The 19,375-nt window shown below is 74.9% G+C and carries 14 protein-coding genes; 8 read left to right on the top strand and 6 right to left on the bottom strand.

The window, feature by feature from the left end:
• Positions 1 to 43: 43 nt before the first annotated feature.
• A complete protein-coding gene (locus ACZ4K2_RS19960; RefSeq protein WP_467475204.1) occupies positions 44 to 127 on the bottom strand; it encodes a cittilin family RiPP precursor in 84 nt (27 codons plus the stop codon).
• A 407-nt stretch (positions 128 to 534) separates the two neighbouring features.
• Here ACZ4K2_RS19960 and rsgA point away from each other — a divergent pair, with 407 nt between their 5' ends.
• From rsgA to ACZ4K2_RS19930, 6 genes are all read left to right on the top strand, one after another.
• A complete protein-coding gene (rsgA, locus tag ACZ4K2_RS19955; protein WP_467474762.1) occupies positions 535 to 1,647 on the top strand; it encodes a ribosome small subunit-dependent GTPase A in 1,113 nt (370 codons plus the stop codon).
• A gap of 549 nt (positions 1,648 to 2,196) precedes the next feature.
• A complete protein-coding gene (locus ACZ4K2_RS19950) occupies positions 2,197 to 3,594 on the top strand; it encodes a bifunctional transcriptional activator/DNA repair enzyme AdaA (protein WP_467474764.1) in 1,398 nt (465 codons plus the stop codon).
• Positions 3,591 to 4,079 carry a methylated-DNA--[protein]-cysteine S-methyltransferase gene (locus ACZ4K2_RS19945; RefSeq protein ID WP_467474766.1) on the top strand — a complete coding sequence of 163 codons (489 nt, stop codon included), beginning with the start codon at positions 3,591 to 3,593 and terminating at the stop codon, positions 4,077 to 4,079. Before ACZ4K2_RS19950 ends, ACZ4K2_RS19945 begins: the two co-directional genes overlap by 4 nt.
• A gap of 257 nt (positions 4,080 to 4,336) precedes the next feature.
• Entirely contained in the window at positions 4,337 to 5,554 is a 1,218-nt protein-coding gene (locus tag ACZ4K2_RS19940; protein WP_467474768.1) for a GDSL-type esterase/lipase family protein, read from the top strand.
• Positions 5,555 to 5,744: 190 nt separating this feature from the next.
• A complete protein-coding gene (locus tag ACZ4K2_RS19935; protein ID WP_467474769.1) occupies positions 5,745 to 7,340 on the top strand; it encodes a protein phosphatase 2C domain-containing protein in 1,596 nt (531 codons plus the stop codon).
• 27 nt (positions 7,341 to 7,367) lie between these two features.
• Positions 7,368 to 9,110 (top strand): pyruvate dehydrogenase, encoded by a 1,743-nt coding sequence (locus ACZ4K2_RS19930; RefSeq protein WP_467474771.1) that lies wholly within the window; start codon positions 7,368 to 7,370, stop codon positions 9,108 to 9,110.
• Between the two features lie 120 nt (positions 9,111 to 9,230).
• Here the strand turns inward: ACZ4K2_RS19930 and ACZ4K2_RS19925 are convergent, their stop codons facing one another.
• From ACZ4K2_RS19925 to ACZ4K2_RS19915, 3 genes are all read right to left on the bottom strand, one after another.
• Positions 9,231 to 12,437 (bottom strand): M20/M25/M40 family metallo-hydrolase, encoded by a 3,207-nt coding sequence (locus ACZ4K2_RS19925; protein ID WP_467474773.1) that lies wholly within the window; start codon positions 12,435 to 12,437, stop codon positions 9,231 to 9,233.
• 237 nt (positions 12,438 to 12,674) lie between these two features.
• Positions 12,675 to 14,081 (bottom strand): helix-turn-helix domain-containing protein, encoded by a 1,407-nt coding sequence (locus ACZ4K2_RS19920; RefSeq protein ID WP_467474775.1) that lies wholly within the window; start codon positions 14,079 to 14,081, stop codon positions 12,675 to 12,677.
• 222 nt (positions 14,082 to 14,303) lie between these two features.
• Complete coding sequence (locus tag ACZ4K2_RS19915) at positions 14,304 to 14,594, bottom strand: hypothetical protein (protein WP_467769960.1); 291 nt, start codon at positions 14,592 to 14,594, stop codon at positions 14,304 to 14,306.
• 892 nt (positions 14,595 to 15,486) lie between these two features.
• Between ACZ4K2_RS19915 and ACZ4K2_RS19910 the strand changes: the two genes are divergently transcribed.
• A complete protein-coding gene (locus ACZ4K2_RS19910) occupies positions 15,487 to 15,921 on the top strand; it encodes an ATP-binding protein (RefSeq protein ID WP_467475205.1) in 435 nt (144 codons plus the stop codon).
• Between the two features lie 77 nt (positions 15,922 to 15,998).
• Here the strand turns inward: ACZ4K2_RS19910 and ACZ4K2_RS19905 are convergent, their stop codons facing one another.
• Together ACZ4K2_RS19905 and ACZ4K2_RS19900 are read right to left on the bottom strand one after the other, a co-directional pair.
• The gene (locus ACZ4K2_RS19905; RefSeq protein WP_467474779.1) at positions 15,999 to 17,042 is read right to left on the bottom strand and encodes a DUF2637 domain-containing protein; all 1,044 of its coding nucleotides are present in this window, start codon (positions 17,040 to 17,042) and stop codon (positions 15,999 to 16,001) included.
• A gap of 313 nt (positions 17,043 to 17,355) precedes the next feature.
• Positions 17,356 to 18,198 carry a (2Fe-2S)-binding protein gene (locus ACZ4K2_RS19900; RefSeq protein WP_467474781.1) on the bottom strand — a complete coding sequence of 281 codons (843 nt, stop codon included), beginning with the start codon at positions 18,196 to 18,198 and terminating at the stop codon, positions 17,356 to 17,358.
• Between the two features lie 178 nt (positions 18,199 to 18,376).
• Between ACZ4K2_RS19900 and ACZ4K2_RS19895 the strand changes: the two genes are divergently transcribed.
• On the top strand, positions 18,377 to 19,153 hold the full coding sequence (locus ACZ4K2_RS19895; protein WP_467474783.1) for a GntR family transcriptional regulator: 777 nt from the start codon (positions 18,377 to 18,379) through the stop codon (positions 19,151 to 19,153).
• Positions 19,154 to 19,375: the final 222 nt, after the last annotated feature.

Genomic DNA, 19,375 nt, shown 5'->3' with positions numbered 1-19,375 from the left:
CGGGCGGCGCCCATGCGCCCCGGCGTTGACTTTCCGTGCCGACTCAGTAGTACGAGTACGGGGCGGTCAGCCGGTCCTTTCGAGTGAGCCGCATGAACAGGGCTCCGGTGAGCGCGAGCTTACGCATATCCACCTCCAGTGAGTACCTGCCGGTAATGGGCTGAACGGCGGCGATGCTATGGACGGCCGCATTGGCGCGTCAAGGGTGCTGCGCCCGCTGTGCGATCTCCGCATGAAGGCCGAGAAATCGTGTCATGTGGCGAGTCGTGGTGGCGGGCGGGGCGGACGCGCGGGAATTAAACCCGTGGCGCGGGCGGGGCCGCCGCCCTAGGGTGTGGAGTGCTTCGTGCGGCGGCCGTCGTTGGCCGCCGTGGACCAGGCGAGAAATGGGAGGTGTGACCGATGGCTGTTGTCGAGATGGGCGCTGCCCGCATCCAGAGGTTCGTCCGATTCACCTCCGTGGCCTCCGGCTGACCCACCACCACACCGCGCACACCGTGCGCCGCCGGGGCCGCCCTTTCGAAGGGTTCTCCCTTGTCTTTCGCCTCTCTCCAGGCTGCATCCGCTTCGGCACACCCTCTCGCCCCCTACGGCTGGGACGAGAACTGGGAGGAAGAGTTCTCCCCGTACGCCGCGCAGGGGCTCGTACCGGGGCGGGTCGTCCGCGTCGACCGGGGCCTGTGCGACGTCGTCACCCCGGCCGGCACCGTCCGGGCCGACACCGAGTTCGTCGTACCCCGTGACCCGATGAAGGTCGTGTGCACCGGCGACTGGGTCGCCGTCGACCCCGAGGGCGCCCAGCCCCGTTACGTGCGCGCCCTGCTGCCCCGCCGCACCGCGTTCGTGCGCTCGACCTCGTCGAAGCGTTCCGAGGGCCAGGTGCTGGCCACGAACGTCGATCACGTGGTCGTCTGCGTGTCGCTCGCGGTCGACCTCGACCACGGGCGGGTCGAGCGCTTCCTCGCGCTCGCCTGGGAGTCCGGCGCACAGCCCGTCGTCGTCCTCACCAAGGCCGACCTCGTGCCGGACCCGGTCACCCTCGGCCACCTCGTCGAGGACGTGGAGACCAGCGCGCCCGGCGTGCCCGTGCTCACCGTCAGCGCCGCGCACGGCGAAGGGCTCGACGTGCTCGTCGCGCTCGTCGGCGCGGGCACGAGCGTGCTGCTCGGCCAGTCCGGCGCGGGCAAGTCGACCCTCGCCAACGCCCTCGTCGGCACGGACGCCATGGTCGTCCAGGCCGCCCGGGACGTCGACGGCAAGGGCCGGCACACCACGACCACCCGCAACCTGCTCCCCCTGCCCTCGGGCGGGGCGCTCATCGACACCCCGGGGCTGCGGGGGGTCGGCCTGTTCGACGCCGCGAGCGGGGTCGGGCAGGTGTTCGCCGAGATCGAGGAACTGGCCGGGGGCTGCCGGTTCCAGGACTGCGCCCACGAGACCGAGCCGGGCTGCGCGGTGCGCTCCGCCGTCGAGGACGGGGACCTCCCGGCCCGGCGGCTGGAGAGCTACCGCAAGCTCGTGCGGGAGAACCAGTGGATCGTGGCCAAGACCGACGTACGACTCCGCGCCGAACTGAAGAAGGACTGGAAGCGGAGGGGAGCGGAGGGCAAGGCGGCGATGGAGGCCAAGCGGAACGGTTGGCGCTAGCGCCCGGGCCTCGGGGTCTCCGGGTCTCCGGGTGTCGGGGTCTCCCGGCCTTTGGGCCTCGGGATCTCCGGCCTCGCAGTCTCCCGGCCTTTGGGCCTCCGGGTCGCCGGGCTCGCGGTCTCCTGGCGCGTGGTCTCCGGGCCTCGCGGCGACTGGGCCTCGCGGCGACTGGGCCTCGTGGTCTCCGGGCCTTCGGGCCTGCGGTTTCCCGGCCTTCGGGCCTCGCGGTCTTCGGGGCGCGCGGCCTCCGCGTCTCCCGGCACCCGGGCCTGGCGGTCTCCGGGCTGCGCGGCCTCTGGGTCTCCCGGCCTTTGCGCCTCGTGGTCTCCGGGCCTGGGTCTCCCGGCCCGGGGGCCCCGGGAGTGCCGGGGCTCGGGACCTTGGACGTCTTCAGGGCTTGGGGCGTTTTCGGAAGCCGTGGCCACGGCAGCGCGGGCGTACGGTCCTGGTGGTGTGTCGAGCACGGCACCGGTGCCGGGGCGGTGCCCGGGAGTGCCGTGTCCGATTTCCGCTGGCCCGGGGGTCGGGCGGCGGCCCACACTGGACCTTGTGAAGGACGAGGACAGCAGGTACGAGGCGGTGCGCAGCCGCGACGGGCGGTTCGACGGCGTGTTCTTCTTCGCCGTCGAGACCACCGGCATCTATTGCCGCCCGAGCTGCCCCGCCGTGACCCCGAGACGGCACAACGTGCGGTTCTTCGCGACGGCCGCCGCCGCGCAGGGCGCGGGCTTCCGGGCCTGCCGGCGGTGCCGCCCGGACGCCGCGCCGGGCTCGGCGGAGTGGAACGTCCGCGCGGACGTCGTCGGCCGGGCCATGCGCCTGATCGCCGACGGCGTCGTGGACCGCGAGGGCGTCGCCGGGCTCGCCAACCGGCTCGGCTACAGCGCCCGGCAGGTGCAGCGGCAGCTCACCGCCGAGCTGGGCGCCGGACCCGTGGCCCTCGCCCGGACCCAGCGGGCCCACACCGCGCGCGTCCTGCTCCAGACCACCGAACTGCCCGTCACCGAGATCGCGTTCGCCTCCGGGTTCGCCAGCGTGCGGCAGTTCAACGAGACCATCCGGGAGGCGTACGCCGCGACGCCGACCGAGGTGCGGGCCGCCACCCCCCGGGGCCGGTCCGCCCGCCGGGCCGCACCCGGCGCGGCCGTCCCGCTCCGGCTCGCCCACCGTGGCCCCTACCAGGCCGGCGCCGTCTTCGACCAGCTCGCCCGGGAGGCCGTGCCCGGCGTCGAGGAGGTGACCGGGGTCCCCGGCGCCCGCACCTACCGGCGCACCCTGCGGCTGCCGTACGGTACCGCGCTCGCCGCCGTCGCGGAACGCACCCGCACCCCGCGGCCGGGCACCGGCACCCACCCGGGCGGCTGGCTCGACGCCCGGCTGCACCTGACCGACCCCAGGGACCTCACCACCGCCGTGCAGCGGCTGCGCCGGCTGTTCGACCTCGACGCCGACCCGTACGCCGTCGACGAGCGGCTCGGCGCCGACCCGCGGCTCGCCCCGCTGGTCGCCGCCCGCCCCGGCCTGCGCTCACCCGGCGCCGTCGACCCGCTGGAGCCCGCCGTGCTCGCCCTGGTGGGACGGCAGGCGGCCGAGCGGCTGGTGCTGCGGTACGGCAAGGTGCTCGACGCGCCCCACGGCGGCCTCACCCACCTCTTCCCCGAACCCGGGGTGCTCGCCGAGGCCGAGCCCGACGGCCCGCTGGGCGCGCTGGCCGCCGCGCTCGCCGACGGCACCGTACGGCTGGACCCCGGCGCCGACCGGCACGACGCCGAGGCGGCCCTGCTCGCCCTGCCCGGCATGGACCCGGCCACCGTCGCCACCGTCCGGATCCGCGCCCTCGGCGACCCGGACGTCGCCCCGCCCGGCGCCGACGTCCCCGACGGCTGGCGGCCCTGGCGCTCGTACGCGGTCCGGCACCTGTGCGTGGCGGGGGAGGAGATCCGATGACCGCCGTCTACTGCACCCACGTGGAGACCCCCGTCGGGCGGCTGCTGCTCACCGCGGACGCGGACGGCGTGCTCACCTCGCTGTCCGTGCCCGGGCAGAAGGGCGGGCGGACCGTCCAGGAGGGCTGGCGGGCCGACCCCGGGCCGTTCCGCGCGGCCGCCGACCAGCTCGCCGCCTACTTCGCCGGCGAACTCCGCGACTTCAGGCTGCCGTTGCGCGCCACCGGCACCGAGTTCCGGCAGCGGGTGTGGGACGCGCTGGACGAGGTGCCGTACGGCGCCACCGCCACCTACGGGGAGATCGCCGCCCGGATCGGCGCGTCCCGTATGGCCGTTCGCGCCGTCGGCGGGGCGATCGGCGCCAACCCCCTGCTCATCCTGCGGCCCTGCCACCGGGTGATCGGCGCCGACGGGACGATGACCGGATACGCGGGGGGACTGGAGCGCAAGGTCCGGCTGCTCACCCTGGAGGGCGCCCTCGGCTGAGGCGCCCGGCGGCCGGGCCTGCGGCGGCGCGTGGCGCGGCCCCCGCCGCCCGGCCGCCGGAGCCCCGGCCCGCCCCGTCCCACCCCCGCCGGGGGGCGCGTTGCGCCGAGCGGGTGGACCGCCGTCGACATTGCGCGACGGCGGTCCCGCCGTGTGGCACGGTCGCCTCCGACGGTCACGGGGAAGGACGGGCACACATGGGGGCATACGTGGGGGCACACCTGGGGGCGCACGCGGCGGCATACACGAGGGCGCGCATGGCCAGGGCCGCACGGGTCCTCACGGTCCTCCTCCCGGTGCTGCTGCCGGGCCTGGCGGCACCGGCCGTCGCCGAACCGGCCCCGCTGCCCTGGACCGGCAGTTGGGAGACCGCGCCCTCCGGCACCACCGCCGCGCTGCCCGGGGCCGCCGTCCGCAACGTCGTCCACCTCAGCGTCGGCGGCAGCGCCGTGCGGATCCGGCTCAGCAACCGGTTCGGCACCCGGCCCCTGCGGCTCGGCACGGTCACCGTCGCGCTGCGCCGGGCGGCCGGCCCCGATGCCGTACCCGGCACGGTGCGCACGGCCGCCTTCCACGGCGCCCGGGAGACGACCGTCCCGCCGGGCGCCGACACCGTGACCGATCCGGTGCCGCTGGCCGTACCGTCCGCCGCGGACCTGCTCGTCACCGTGTACACCCCGGACGACTCCGGACCCGCCACCCACCACCGCGACGCCCAGCAGACCAGCTACCTGGCCCGCTCCGGCGCCGGCCGCGCCGCCGACGAGGACGGCCGCGCGTACACGGCGACCACCCGCCGCTGGTACTACGTCACCGGCGTCGACGTCCGGGGCGTCACCGGTGGCGGCGTCGTCGCCTTCGGGGACTCGCTCACCGACGGCAACGGCTCCACCCCCGACACCAACCGCCGCTGGCCCGACCTGCTCGCCCGGCGGCTGCTCGACCGGCGGATCGGCGTCCTCAACGCGGGCATCTCCGGCAACCGGCTGCTGCGCGACGGCACCGGACCACGCGCACTCGCCCGCCTCGACGCCGACGCCCTGGACCGGGCCGGGGTGCGGACCCTGGTCGTCCTGGAGGGCGTCAACGACATCAAGGGCACCCCGGGGGCGAACGACCCCGCCGCCTACGCGGACGCGTACCGCACCCTGGTGGCCCGGGCCCACGCCCGTGGCATCCGCGTCGTCGGCGTCACCCTCACCCCGTTCGGCGGCCATCCCGCCTGGACCGCCGCCCGCGAGGCGGTACGGCTGCGGGTGAACGCCTTCATCCGCACCGGCGGTGCCTTCGACGCCGTCGCCGACGCGGACGCCGCCCTCCGCGACCCGGCCGACCACGCCCGCCTCCGGCCCGCCTACGACCCCGGCGACCACCTGCACTTCGCCGACACCGGTATGGCCGCCGTGGCCGACACCGTCCTGAGGGCGCTGACCGGTCGACCGGCGGCCGCGCCCCCGCGACCAGCCGTCCGGTGACCCGCCGCGCCGGCCCGCCAGGGCGGCGGCGCGGGGCGCACGGCCGCGCGGACGATTCACGGCCGAGTTCCTGGGAACACGGCCCGCGCGTCGCCGGGCGGTCCTCCCGTGGGGGGTGGGGCCGCCCGGCGGGGCCGGAATTTCCCGATGCGCCGTTTCCCGGCGGCCCGTGCGGTGGACAATCGGGAACATGAGCCAGCAGGGGGGACGACCCGCCCGTCAAGACGACGACTGGTGGGGGCAGTTGTACGACGACTCCACCGAGGACACGGGTCCCACGGTGGCGCCCGATTCCCTGGACGACCGGTTCGCCTCGGCACGGAACGCGGTGACGGAACGGCCCCCGACGCCCCCTGGAGCGCCGGTGCCACCACAGCGGACGGAGGCGACCCCACCCATCGCCGGACCCTGGCCGGGGGAGCACGCTCCGCCCGTCGCCGGGCCCCCGTCGAGGGAGGACGCTCCGCCCGTGTCCGGGTCGCCGTCGAGGGAGGACGCTCCGCCCGTCGCCGGGTCCCCGGCGCCCGCGGGGGTGTCGGTGCCGCCGCAGCGGAGGGAGGCGGTTCCACCGTCGGCGCCGGATCCGCGGGCGGCGCAGTCCCCGCCGCCCGACCCGGCCCCGCCCGTCACTGGTCCCCCGCCCGCGGAGCCGGCCTTCCCCGTGGTCGATTCCCCGCCCGCAGAGGCGGCGGCCCCCGCCACCGTTCACCCGCCCGCGGAGGCGGCCCCGCCCGTTGCCGGGTCCCCGGCGCAACCGGTGGCGGCTGTCGAGGAGGAGGGGGCCGTGGTCGTCGGTGACTGTGCGCCGGCCGGTCATGCCGACCACGTGGGCTCCGGTCCGCCCACCTACGATCCCGAGCCCACCGCGCTCCCGCTCGCCGACCCGGACGGACTCGGCGAGCTGGTCGCGGACACCGTGCTGGACGGCGCCCGGTACGGGGCGTGCACGCTGCGGGCGGTGTCCCTGCGCGGGGACTCCGCCCGGTACCGGGGCGAACCGCGCCGGGACTCGCTGCTCACCGCGCGGTTCGGGACGGGGGAGGGGGCGCTGCTCCTCGTCGCCATGGCGACCGGTGTGCGGGGCGCCCCGGACGCGCACCTCGCGGCGGCCGAGGCGTGCCGGTGGATCGCGCGGGCCGTGGGCCGCAGCCGCGAGCGGCTCGTGGCGGACATCAGGGCCGGGCGGCGGGGCGAGCTGAAGTCGGGGCTGCACCGGCTCACCGACCGCAGCCTCGGCAGGCTCCGGGCGAGCGCCGCCGAGCGGGGCGTCACCCCCGCGCAGTACACGGCGAGCCTGCGCTGCCTGCTGCTGCCCGCCGACCCGGACTGCCGCACCCGCGTGTTCTTCGGCGTCGGCGACGGCGGGCTGTTCCTGCTGCGGGACGGCACCTGGCAGGACGTCGAGCCCGCCCCGGCGCCCGGCGGTACCCCGGGGGCCGTCCCCGCCCCACCCGCCGAGCCGCTCGCCGAGGACGGACGCACTCCGGCGGACCTCGGCCTCCCGGACCCGCCGAGCCCCTTCGAACCGGCCCCCGCACCGGCCCCGGAGCCGCCCCCCGAGCCGTTCCGGTTCCGCGCCCCGGTAGCCCGACCGGGTGATGCGCTGGTGATGTGCACGGCGGGCCTCGCCGACCCGCTGCGCGGTGAGCCCGCGCTCTGCGCCTACCTGGCCCGCCGCTGGTCCGGCCGCACCCCGCCCGGGCTCGCCGGGTTCCTCGCCGACGCCCAGGTGCGGGTGAAGGGCTACGCCGACGACCGTACGGCGGCGGCCGTGTGGGAGGCGTAACCGCGGCCCCTGTGCCTGTATGGGTGCATGGCCAGACAGAACGTAGCCGAGCAGTTCGTCGACATCCTCGTCCGCGCCGGGGTGCGCCGCCTCTACGGTGTCGTCGGCGACAGCCTCAACCCGGTCGTGGACGCCGTCCGCCGCCACGCCTCCGTCGACTGGATCCACGTGCGCCACGAGGAGACCGCCGCCTTCGCGGCCGGCGCCGAGGCCCAGATCACCGGGCGGCTGGCGGCCTGCGCCGGCTCCTGCGGCCCCGGCAACCTGCACCTGATCAACGGCCTCTACGACGCCCACCGCTCCATGGCCCCGGTGCTCGCGCTCGCCTCGCACATCCCGTCCGGCGAGATCGGCCTCGGCTACTTCCAGGAGACCCACCCGGACCGGCTCTTCCAGGAGTGCAGCCACTACAGCGAGCTGATCTCCAGCTCGAAGCAGATGCCCCGGCTGCTGCAGACCGCCATCCAGCACGCGGTCGGGCAGCGCGGGGTGAGCGTGGTGTCCCTGCCCGGGGACATCGCCGGCGAGCCCGCCCCGGAGAAGGCCCCGCAGAGCGCGCTGGTCACCTCACGGCCCACCGTGCGGCCCGGCGACGCCGAGATCGACCGGCTGGTGGAGATGATCGACGCGGCCGGCAAGGTCACCCTGTTCTGCGGCAGCGGCACGGCCGGGGCGCACGCCGAGGTGATGGAGTTCGCCGGCCGGATCAAGGCGCCCGTCGGGCACGCGCTGCGCGGCAAGGAGTTCATCCAGTACGACAACCCGTACGACGTCGGCATGAGCGGCCTGCTCGGCTACGGCGCCGCCTACGAGGCCACCCACGAGTGCGACCTGCTGATCCTGCTCGGCACCGACTTCCCGTACAACGCCTTCCTGCCGGACGACGTGCGCATCGCCCAGGTCGACGTGCGCCCCGAGGTGCTCGGCCGCCGCTCCCGGCTCGACCTCGCCGTGTGGGGCGACGTGCGCGAGACGCTGCGCTGCCTGATCCCGCGGGTGCGGGAGAAGACGAACCGGCGGTTCCTGGACCGGATGCTGAAGAAGCACGCCGACGCGCTGGAGGGCGTGGTCAAGGCGTACACCCGGAAGGTCGACCGGCACATCCCGATCCACCCCGAGTACGTGGCCGCCGTGCTGGACGAGGTCGCCGCCGACGACGCCGTCTTCACGGTCGACACCGGTATGTGCAACGTGTGGGCCGCCCGCTACATCTCGCCCAACGGCCGCCGCCGGATCATCGGTTCCTTCTCGCACGGGTCGATGGCGAACGCGCTGCCCATGGCGATCGGCGCCCAGTTCACCGACCGGCGCCGGCAGGTGGTGTCGATGTCCGGGGACGGCGGCTTCGCCATGCTGATGGGCGACTTCCTGACGCTCGTGCAGTACGACCTGCCGGTCAAGGTGGTGCTGTTCAACAACTCGTCGCTCAGCATGGTCGAGTTGGAGATGCTGGTCGCGGGACTGCCCTCGTACGGCACCGCCAACACCAATCCCGACTTCGCCGCCGTCGCCCGCGCCTGCGGTGCGCACGGCGTGCGCGTGGAGAAGCCCAAGCAGCTCGCCGGGGCGCTCAAGGACGCGTTCCGGCACAAGGGCCCCGCCCTGGTGGACGTCGTCACCGACCCGAACGCCCTGTCCATCCCGCCGCGGATCAGCGCCGACATGGTCACCGGGTTCGCCCTGTCCGCCTCCAGGATGGTGCTGGACGGCGGGGTCGGCCGCATGGTCCAGATGGCCCGCTCCAACCTGCGCAACGTGCCGCGGCCCTGAGGCGTTGCGGCCGATCGGTCCGCGGGCTGGAGGGGGAGCCGGGCAGGACGGAGCCCCGGCCGGTCCCCGTGCCACGGGGACCGGCCGGGGCCGGGGTGTGCGTCGGTGCGTGTGCGTCCGTCAGACGCGCTGCCACAGGGCGGGGACGTTCGGCGGCTCCCAGCCCGGGTTGGCGGTGTGGCCCTGGAGGCACCGGTAGCTGACGCCGTTGTAGGTCACGACGTCGCCGGCCGCGTAGGTGGCGCCCACCTGCCAGGTGGTGTCACCGCTGCCGCCGGACACGGTGAGGGTGTAGGTGGTGGTGTGGGTGGCCTCGCCGGCACCCGTGATGGTGATCGTGTACGTGCCGCCGGTCGTGCCCGCGGCGACCTGCACGGTGGCGGTCGAGGACTGGCCGGAGGTCACCGAGGACGGGCTGAACGACACGCTCACGCCCGCCGGGGCGCCGGACGCCGACAGCGCGACGGTCTGGGCGTTGCCGCTGGTGGTGGCGGTGGCGACGGTCACCGTGGCGGACGAGCCGGGGGAGACCGTGCCGGTGGCGGGGTTGGCGGAGATCGAGAAGTCGTTGGCCGGCGCGGGCGCGTCACCGACGGCGGTCTTCCAGATCGTGTACGCGATCCCGTCCGCGCTGCGGTTCAGCGCGGTGGCGTTGATGTTGCTGGTGGTGTCGCAGGCGGAGTGGTAGCACGAGTCGTAGGCACGGCCCGCGGTGCCGCCCCACTTGGAGGCCTCGCTGGTGGACTTCACGGCCGAGGCACCGGTGGCGTAGCCGGAGGTGGGGATGCCCACCTGCTGGAAGGAGTAGTCGTCGGAGCGGCCCTGGCCCTCGACGTTCTCCTGCGGGGCCAGGCCCAGCGAGTCCCAGTAGGCCTTCATCGGCGCCGAGGCGGCCGAGTTCAGGTTGTTGATGAAGTAACCCGCGTTGGTCGAGGCGACCATGTCGAAGTTGTAGTACGCCTTGATCCGGGCGCGCTCGGTCGTGGAGAGCGAACGGGCGTAGAAGCTGGAGCCGTTCAGGCCCTGCTCCTCATCGGTCCACCAGGCGAAGCGGACCCGGTTCTTCATCGTGGGGTTGGACTGCGCCAGGGTCAGCGCGGTCTCCAGGAGCGCGGCGGAGCCGGAGCCGTTGTCGTTGATGCCGGGCCCGGCGGACACGCCGTCGAGGTGCGCGCCGAACATGTAGACGCTGTTCGCGTCGCCCTGCGGCCACTCGGCGACCAGGTTGTTGCCCGCTCCCGCGGTGCAGCCGGAGGTGCAGCTCTGCTCGGTGACCGTGTAGCCCGCCGACTGGAGCCGGTCCTTGACGTAGGCGAGCGAGGCCCGGTAACCGGCCGTGGTGGAGCGGCGGTTGCCGCCGTTCTGCGAGGCGATGGTGTTCAGCTGGGTCAGGTGCGCCTGCACCTTGGCCACGTCGACGTCCGGCGGGGTGGACGGGTTGCCGCCGCTGCCGCCGGTCACCCGCAGGGTGTACTGGGCGGTGTGGGTCTTCGTGCCGGCGGTGCCCGTGACCGTGATCTGGTAGGTCCCGGCGGCCGTGGCCGACGAGGTGGAGACCGTCATCGTGGAGCTGCTGCCGGAGGTGACCGTCGCCGGGCTGAAGGAGACGTTCACCCCGGCCGGCGCGCCGGAGGCGGTCAGCGAGACCTGCTGGGCGCTGCCGGAGACGGTGCTGGTGCTGACGGTGGCGCGTGCCGAGGCGCCCGCGTCGACGTCACCCGAGGCGGGGCTGAGCGCCAGCGAGAAGTCGGTCTGCTCCCCCGTGCAGGTCGGGTCGCCGGTCTGCGCGGTCACGCTGATCGCGTCCCAGGCGGCCTTGGTGGAGTTGAACAGGGTGCAGCTGGCGTCGAGGCTCTTCGCGGTGGTGAGGGTGGCGGTGCGGTACCGCTTGTACGTCATGCCGCTGGTCTTGAGCAGCATGCCGCCGTAGAAGACCTTGCCCGCGTTCTGGATGCCGACGCCGGTGACGGTGGAGTTGTTGCAGGTGGGGCTGGAGGGCTTGCCGCCGCCGGGGTTGGAGCCCTCGGCCAGCAGGTAGAACCAGTGGTTGAGCGGGCCGGCCGCCGCGTGCTCCTCGGTCGACGGGATCGACGCGGAGTAGCAGTTGGGGTTGTTGCCCACCAGGCTGGGGTTGTACATGTTGCGGATCGGGCCGCGGCCCTGGAGGTTGATCATCTCGCCGACGGTGTAGTCGGGAGTGTCGTACGGCGCCGGCTCGTTGGCGTACGCCTCGGTCAGGGCGCCCATGATGTCGCCGGTCGCCTCGCCCAGCCCGCTCTCGTGGTTGGCGCCGCCGGGCGTGAAGGAGTCCAGGCCGTGGCCGAACTCGTGGCCCACCACGTCGATCCCGGCTATCCACTCGTTCGCGCTGTTGTGGCCGATGGTGATGGTGGAGCCGTCCCAGTACGCGTTCAGCTCGTTCAGGCCGACGCGCACCGGCCAGCTTCCGCCGTTGCCGTCGTGCCCGTTGCGGCCGAGCCAGTTCTTGAGCATGTCGGATTCCTTCTGCGCGGCGAACATCGCGTCCACGCAGCCGGTTTCCTTGCTCGTGGGGTTGCCGGTACCCCAGGTGTCGGTCGTCTTGGTGAACAGGCCGCCGCTGTAGTCCGAACACTGGAGTCCGGGCCGGTTGGTGTCGCGCAGCACGTAGTTGGTGCCCGACCGGGAGGTGTCGATGGTCAGCGGGTTCGGGCCGTTCCACTTGCTGTTGCCGCTGCCCGCCCGGACGTCGTCGTAGGTGTCGACGACCTTTCCGGTGCGCGCGTCGACGAAGACGTGCAGCCGGCTGGGGACGTTCGCCTCGGTGCGGCCGGTCAGCACGGTCTCCCAGGCGAGGGTGGCGCGGTTGCCCTCGGCCCGCACCACCAGCCGCCGGGAGTCGACCTTCTCGGTCTTCGCGAGCTCGGCGCGGCTGGTGCGGACCGCCTGCGCGGCGGTGACCCGGGCCTTGGTGGAGAGCGAGAGCCTGGCCTTGGTGGCGGACTGGACCGAGCGGACCCGGCCGGCGCCGTCGGCGAGGACGACCACGTCGCCGCCCACCACGGGCAGGCCGCGGTAGGTGCGCTCGTAGGCGACGGAGTACAGGCCCTTGACCCAGGGGGTGACCTGCCGCCGGTCGTACTGCTCGTCGGGGCCCTTGGCGAGCGCGTCGAGGCCGCTGCGTGCCGCCTGGTCGGCGGCCGCGACGGCTCTGGCGACGGGGGCCGGTCCCGGCTTGCTCGCCGGGGGCGCGGCGTGCGGCGCGGCCGAGGCGAAGGCGGCCGGCATCACCACCCCTCCCAGCGTCAGGGCCAGGGATGTCCCGGCCACCGCCAGCTTTCTCAGCATTGTTGCTCCTTGTGAGAGGTCGTGAGGCTCACCCGGTGCCCGAATTGGCATGCTCATGCCAATCTGACCACCGGTGTCCGCGGTACGTCGGTGTCTCCGCCCGTTCCGCGCCGGGGTGGCTTGCCACGCCGCCGGGCTGGCCGAACCCTCACACCGCCCCGCGCCCGGGTCAACGGATCGCGGCCCGCCGTCCCGTCCTGTCAAAAACCGGCAAAGGCCCGGGGCGGCGGAACGCGCTCAGATCCCCGCGGCAGGCAGCCGCTCCCGGTACTCCCTGACCTCCGGCACGTCACCCCAGTGGGCCAGCAGCCTGCCGTGCAGTCCGCGCAGCTCGGCGTTGATCGTCAACTCCCGCGAGGACACCGCCGCGTCGAGCACCGGGGCCGCCAGCGCGACCGCCGCGCCCGGGTCGCCCGCGCACGCCCAGCTGTCGGCCAGGCGCAGGGTGAGCAGCAGCCGGGTCTCCCGCATCAGCGGCGGCAGCTGTGCCCGCGACCGCGCGGTGGCGTCGACGGCGCGCCGCGCCGTCATCCGGTCGCCGGTCGCGGCGGCGAGGTCGCGCAGCGCCCCGCCGATCGCCGACTCCACCCGCATCTCGCCCTCGGCGCCGGACAGCCAGGGCGCCTCCAGGCGGTCCCGGTGGCCGAGGCGGGCGAACCCGCGCCGTGCCAGGGCGATGTGCCGCCGGCACTCGGCGACGTCGTGGCCGAGCGCGTGCCCGCGGGCCCGGTACAGGTGCGAGAGGGTGACCACCCACCGCCGCCCGGGGTCCACCGCGCCGATGGCCTCCGCGTACGCGAGGGCCGCCCCGGCGTCCCGGTCGAGCCGGACCAGGGTGCACATGTCACTGAGCAGGGTCGCCCGGGCCGGGACGTCCTGCACCGCGCCCGCCCAGGCCAGGCCCTGGCCGAACCAGGCCATGCCGATGCTGCTCTGCCCGCGCTGCATCCGCAGCCGCCCGGCGACCTGGGCGTACTGGGCGGCCAGCCGGAGCTGCCCGTACGGCAGCCGGCCGGTGGAGTTCACCGCCCCGGCCCATCCCACCAGGGCCCGTAAGAGCCGCTCCACCGTGGTCACGCCGTCGGACGAGCCCCGGTGCAGCGCGCCGCGGAGCAGGCAGGCCAGGGCCGCGGTGAGCGCGTGCAGCAGTTCCGGCTCGCCGCCCGTGCGGCCGTCGAACCCGTCCTGCGGCGCGGTCAGCCCGGCCAGCAGGTCCGGTGTCCCCGCCGGGCCGGGCGCCGCACAGCCCACCGTGCCGTGCAGCGGGCACGCCAGCCCCTCGGCGGGCAGCTCCGACGGCCACAGCGCGGGGTCCAGCACGTCCTGGCCGCCGGGTGTCTCCCCGCCGCCCGGCACCAGGGCGAACAGCCGGGGGTCCGCCGGCGGGCGGTCGGGGCGGTACGGCGTCCCGCACGGCGCGGCGACGACCGCCGCCAGCTCGCCGTCGGTCTCCAGGACGGCGTCTAGCCGGCCCACGATCCCGGCCGGTGGTTCGCGCAGCCCCGCTTCGAGCCTGCTGATGAGACTGTGGTGGTACCCCACCTTCACTCCGAGCTGTGACTGGGTCAGCCCGGCCTGTCTGCGCCGGGCCCGCAGCCGCCGCCCGAACTCCGCCCAGGATTCCACCGGCTGTGCCGTCTCCACGGACCTGCCCCTCCCGACGAAGGCCCGCCGCCGGCAGCGTGACACCGCGTGCTCCATGGCCGCGCGCGTCCGGGCCGGGCCTGGCCGGCCCGCGCGCCGCGTGCCCCGGGCGTGGGTGGGCGCGCCCCGGGCCGACGCTGGTCCGGACCTGACTCATTAGGTCTAGACCATAGTCGTGAACCGGGCCCGGTCAAGGGTCCGTACGAGGTGAACTACCGCACCTCACGAGCTACTTGGGAGTTCACTTCCGTCGAGGAGATCTGGCCGGAGCTGCCGGGGACCGCACCGACCCCGGCCGGAGCCCGGAATCAGCCCGGCGCCTCGGAGGCCGGTGGCCGCGTGGACCTGGCTGAGGTGGATCAGGATGTCGTAGGCCCGGGTGATGGCGAGGGCGGGCAGCGGGTCCTTTCTGAAGGACGAGCCGGCCTCGTAGGTGGGGCGGAGGGTGCTCAGCCAGGTGCGGCCCGCGGCGGGCAGGGTGCGCAGGTCGAGGTGGTGGTCGCGGTGGCGCACCCGGTCCAGGGCGTACTCCCGCAGGTCGGGGTGTTCTCCGGACGATCGCCTCGACCGCCCGGCAGTCCCTCGGCGCGCCACACCGGCCCGGAGTGTCTCACCGGCGAGCCGAAGGGCTCGCACGACCCTGCCGGGACCGTGTGCACCGTCCTCGCCGCGATGTCCGGCACGGAACGCGCGTACGTGCGCGGCCGCACCCCCGAAGGGCGCGAGTCCGCCCGAAGGCGCGGCAGGACCATCGGCGGCGCCGGGTCCGTCGCCCCTTCGGCCCGTGTCCCGGCCGGATCCCTGCGGGTCGGCGCGCGGGTCCGGTGTCCGGGTTCGTCCCGTGGGTCCGGCGTGCGGTGGCGGAGGTGCGCGTGCCGTACGCGGTGTCGCGGCGGCCGTCTCCTCGCCACGCACCCCGCCTTCGGCGAGGCTTGGCCCCGCGCGAACGGGGCATCCGTGCGGTGCTCCCGGAAGGGGGCCGACCGGCAGGCAGGCGGATGGGCGGGCCGGGGCCGTCGCGAACGGGGCGGTGGCAGGCCGGCGGTCGTCGTCCCGCCGTGTGCGTGCGCCCCGCGGAGGATCACATTTCGGCCAGTTTCACCGGGCGTGACGGTCCGTCGGCCGAAGGTGCCTGAGGGGGCCCGGACGCCGTCGCGGGGCGTCCGTGGTGTCCAGCGGCGCCCGGGGTGTCCGGGGTGTCCGGGGAGCCGTCCCGGCACGGCCCGTCGTCCGGCCGGAACGGGCTGCGGACATGGCCGAACCACCGGGCGTCGGGCATGCGCCAGGAGTGTCCGGGATGCCGCTGGGCAAGCATCCCCCCGTGAACGTGTTCGACCAGGAGGGGCAGGGACCGGGCGGCGTGCGGGCGGGGGCCATGAACAGGCAGGCGCGAAGGGGCGGTCCCGTGACCGTGGGGGCCTTCTCGACAACCGGGCAAGAGACCGACACCATCACGGAACAGGCGCTCAGGCGCAGGCTGGGCCGGGCCGATCTGGCAGCGGTGCCCGAGGCCCGCCGGGCCCTGCGCGAACTGCTGCGGCACTGGGGCAAACCGGGCCGCTCGGACATCGCCGAGCTGCTCACCAGCGAACTCGTCACCAACGCCCTCGTCCACACCGACCGCGAGGCCGTCCTCACGGCCGTGGTGGACTCCGGCGGACTGCACGTGGAAGTACGGGACTTCGTGGCCCGCAGACCCGAGGTGCGCGTCCCGGACACGGCCGAGGACACCAACGGCCGGGGCTTGATGCTGGTGCAGTCCCTGGCCGACACCTGGGGCGTGCGGGCGCACGGGGTGGGCAAGTCGGTCTGGTTCGACCTGGGCGCCGAGGCGGCGTGATCCGCCGACGCGAACGGGGCGGGGCGTGACCGGTGTGGTCACGCCCCGCCCCGTTGCCGTCGTACGTGCCGCGACGGTCAGCCGAACTGCTGCTCCAGGTCCTTGAGCTTGCGCTCCAGGGAGTCCAGCCGCGGCAGGGCCATGGTGTCGTCCTCGGCGGTGAGGTCGACGGTCACCGCCTCACTCTTGCCGCGGACCGGCTGGAGGGAGGGCCGAGAGGGCACGGGCAACTGCTCCGCGGTCGCTATGGCAGGCTCCGCGGTGGGCGACGAGGAACCGCGCTCCACCGCCTGCACCTCGACCTGCCGTGCCGCGCCCCGGCCGACGAAGCCGCGGTGGCCCCGGCTGATCGCCTTCAACTGGGCCCGCTCCACGCGCTGCTGGTCGCGCCGCCGCTGCCGGGTCTCCTCCTTCTGTCGCTTGTCCTCGCGGACCTCCTCGACGGCCTCGTCCAGGCTGCGCACGCCCTCCAGGAGCATCAGCGACCAGGCGCGGTAGGTCTCGCGGGGAGCCCGCACCCAGCGGACGATCCGGATCTGCGGCAGCGGACGCGGCACCAGGCCCTGCTCGCGCAGCGCGGCCCGGCGGGTCTGCTTCAGCGCCCGGTCGAACAGGACTGCCGCCGAGAGCGACATCCCGGAGAAGAACTGCGGGGCGCCGGCGTGCCCGATGCCGCGCGGCGCGTGCACCCAGTTGAACCAGGCCGCCGCCGCGGCGAACATCCACACGAGTATCCGGGAGCCGAGGGCCGCGTCACCGTGGCTGGCCTCGCGCACCGCGAGGACGGAGCAGAACATCGCCGCGCCGTCCAGGCCGAACGGCACCAGGTACTGCCAGCCGTCGGTCAGCCCGAGGTTCTGCTCGCCGAAGCCGACGAGGCCGTGGAAGGACAGGGCCGCCGCCACCGCCGCGCAGCAGAACAGCAGGACGTAGGAGGCGGTGCCGTAGATGGCCTCCTTGCGCCTGCGACGCTCCTCGCTGCGCTCCCAGGAGTCGTCCGCGCTCGTGCTCTCCCCGGCGGAGCGCTTGCCGCGCGCGAGCACCGCCACCGCCGCCAGCACGCCCAGGAGCAGTACGGCGCCCGGAAGCAGCCAGTTCAGCGATATGTCGGTCAGTCTCATACGGGTCCCTTGCATGGGGATAGGGCGTGACGCCCGCCATAGTGGCCCACTCCCGACGGCCCTCAGGGGGATTCGGGGCAAGAGGCCGCCAAGGTGGTGCAGGGGGATGCCCAAGACGGCGTTCTGCTCGAACTGCCGCATGACGGGCGGGAGTTGAGTTCGAATAAGACTACCCGTACAAGCGGTTCTGCGGAAAGTTCCCGTGACAAGTGAGGAAGATGTGAATCACCTGCTCGGGAGCCGGTCCGCCGACGGGTGGTCCGCCGGCGTGATCTTAGCGGACGCCCGGCCGTGTTCCGTACCTGACGGCGCCTCAAGCGGCGGCGGCGGCCGTGAGCTTGGCGATCCGGTCGGTGTCACAGGTGCGCGGGCACGTCGCGCAGGTGTCCTCAGGGCGAACGGTGTAGAACATGCAGCAGCTCGCCCGGTCCCGGGTGGGCAGCGCCGCGCCGTCCGGGCCGGTCAGCTCCCGGAACCCGGCCGATCCGGCGTACGGCCGCGTCGCCCCCGGCAGCAGCAGTTCCAGTTCTCGTACCGCCCGCGCCGCCTCCCGCTCGCCGAGCAGCCCGGCGACGTACCACAGCCCCTCCACCAGCTCGTCGGTCGCCATGCCCCACAGCGCGCGTCCGCGCCGCCGCATCCGGGGCCCGAAGGCCGCGAGCACCGGCTCCAGGTGCTCGGCCACGGCCGCCCGCACCTCGGCCCGCAGCGCCTCCTCGTCCGGGACGACGACGGCGCCGGGCAGCGCGGCGGCGGGGTCGCCCGGCAGGCAGGCGACGGCGACGGGGCCGCGCACGGCCATCCGGCCGGTCGTGCGGTCGTAGGAGACGCGTGTGACGGGCAGCCGGGGCACGCGGCGGTGCAGGAACCACGGGACCGTGATCAGCAGGCAGGCGGGCCAGGCGTACCGGTGCAGGCCGAAGCTCGCGACGACGTCCGGGCGCGCGGGCCGGCCGTAGTCCCGCACCACCTGGGCCTCGTCCCAGGCGAGGAAGGCGTCCAGCTCGGCGCCGCCCGCCGCGAGCCCGGCGGCACCGGTCCAGCCCGCGCCCCGCGGCGCCGGGTCGCCGGGCCCCAGCTCCGTCACGGCGAGCCCGGGGAAGGCCGCGGCGAGGCGGTCGTACGCGGCGGTGAGCGGCGAGGCCGCAGCGGGCATGGCGGAACCATCCGTCCTTCGACGCGTCCGCGGGCACGGACCCGGTTGCAGAGGTAAGCCTTACCTTACCCATTCGTCCGGGAGTTTGAACTGCCGCCCCGTACGCCTATCGTGCTGGACGGGCAACCGACAACCCCACGTCAATGACCCCAAGTACGACAAGCCGCCAGGAGGACCCGTGAAGCAGGGCGTGCAGGGCTCACCGGGCATGCCGGCCGCCGCCCGGGTGCCGGTACGGCGGCGCCCGGAAGCCGCCGTGGACCGGGAGCGGGACGACGCGGTGCCCGGCGCGGTGCGGGGCGAGCACACGCACGGCGAACGGCCGGTCCCCGGGCCGCGGGCCCCGGTGCAGCGCTCCTCGGTGCGCGGGCAGGTCCTGGACGCGCTGCGCACGGCGCTGGTGACCGGTGAGCTGAAGCCGGGCGAGGTGTACTCGGCGCCGGTGCTCGGGGAGCGCTTCGGCGTCTCGGCCACGCCCGTGCGGGAGGCCATGCAGCAGCTCGCCCTGGAGGGCGCCGTGGAGGTCGTGCCCAACCGCGGGTTCCGGGTGGTCGAGCGGGGGGCGCGGGAGCTGGCCGAACTGGCGGAGGTGCGCGCGCTCATCGAGGTGCCGGTGCTGCTCCGGCTCGCGCACACGGTGCCCGCCGAGCGGTGGGCCGGGCTGCGGCCGCTCGCCGAGGAGACGGCACGGGCGGCGGCCACCGGCTGCCCGGCGGCGTACGCCGAGTCCGACCGCGCCTTCCACCGGGCGCTGCTCGCCCTGGCGGGCAACGAGCAACTGGTGCGGACAGCCGAGGACCTGCACCGCCGCTCGCAGTGGCCACCGGTCCGGCACGGGCGGGCCTGCCTGATGGCGGACGCCGCGGAACACCTGGCGCTGCTCGACGCGTTGGCCGCGGGGGACCTGGAGTCCGCACGGTCGCTGGTGGGGGAGCACTTCGCGGGCGCGGGCTGAGCCGGGCGGCCGCGCCGCGCCGTTCCGCGGGCTCCCGGACGGTGGCGGGCGGCGCGGTGCCTTGCGGTTCGGTTCGATGCGGCGCCTTGCCATGTGGTGCGGTGCGGTGCGGTGCGATGCGCGCGCCGGGTGTCCGTGACGGCTCCGTGATGTACGCGGGGGCAACGAAGCGTGTCCGCCGGGTGTCCGACCGGTGGGTGCTCGCACGGAGCACCCTCCTCG

This window comes from Streptomyces sp. NPDC025833 (genome assembly GCF_055558055.1).
This window is presented reverse-complemented; position numbering and strand designations above follow the sequence as displayed.

Coding starts and splice junctions, on each gene's coding strand:
- ACZ4K2_RS19960 (WP_467475204.1), bottom strand. CDS start 127: ATGCGTAAGCTCGCGCTCACCGGAGCCCTGTTCATGCGGCTCACTCGA.
- ACZ4K2_RS19945 (WP_467474766.1), top strand. CDS start 3,591: ATGACCGCCGTCTACTGCACCCACGTGGAGACCCCCGTCGGGCGGCTG.
- ACZ4K2_RS19940 (WP_467474768.1), top strand. CDS start 4,337: ATGGCCAGGGCCGCACGGGTCCTCACGGTCCTCCTCCCGGTGCTGCTG.
- ACZ4K2_RS19935 (WP_467474769.1), top strand. CDS start 5,745: ATGAGCCAGCAGGGGGGACGACCCGCCCGTCAAGACGACGACTGGTGG.
- ACZ4K2_RS19930 (WP_467474771.1), top strand. CDS start 7,368: ATGGCCAGACAGAACGTAGCCGAGCAGTTCGTCGACATCCTCGTCCGC.
- ACZ4K2_RS19925 (WP_467474773.1), bottom strand. CDS start 12,437: ATGCTGAGAAAGCTGGCGGTGGCCGGGACATCCCTGGCCCTGACGCTG.
- ACZ4K2_RS19905 (WP_467474779.1), bottom strand. CDS start 17,042: ATGAGACTGACCGACATATCGCTGAACTGGCTGCTTCCGGGCGCCGTA.
- ACZ4K2_RS19900 (WP_467474781.1), bottom strand. CDS start 18,198: ATGCCCGCTGCGGCCTCGCCGCTCACCGCCGCGTACGACCGCCTCGCC.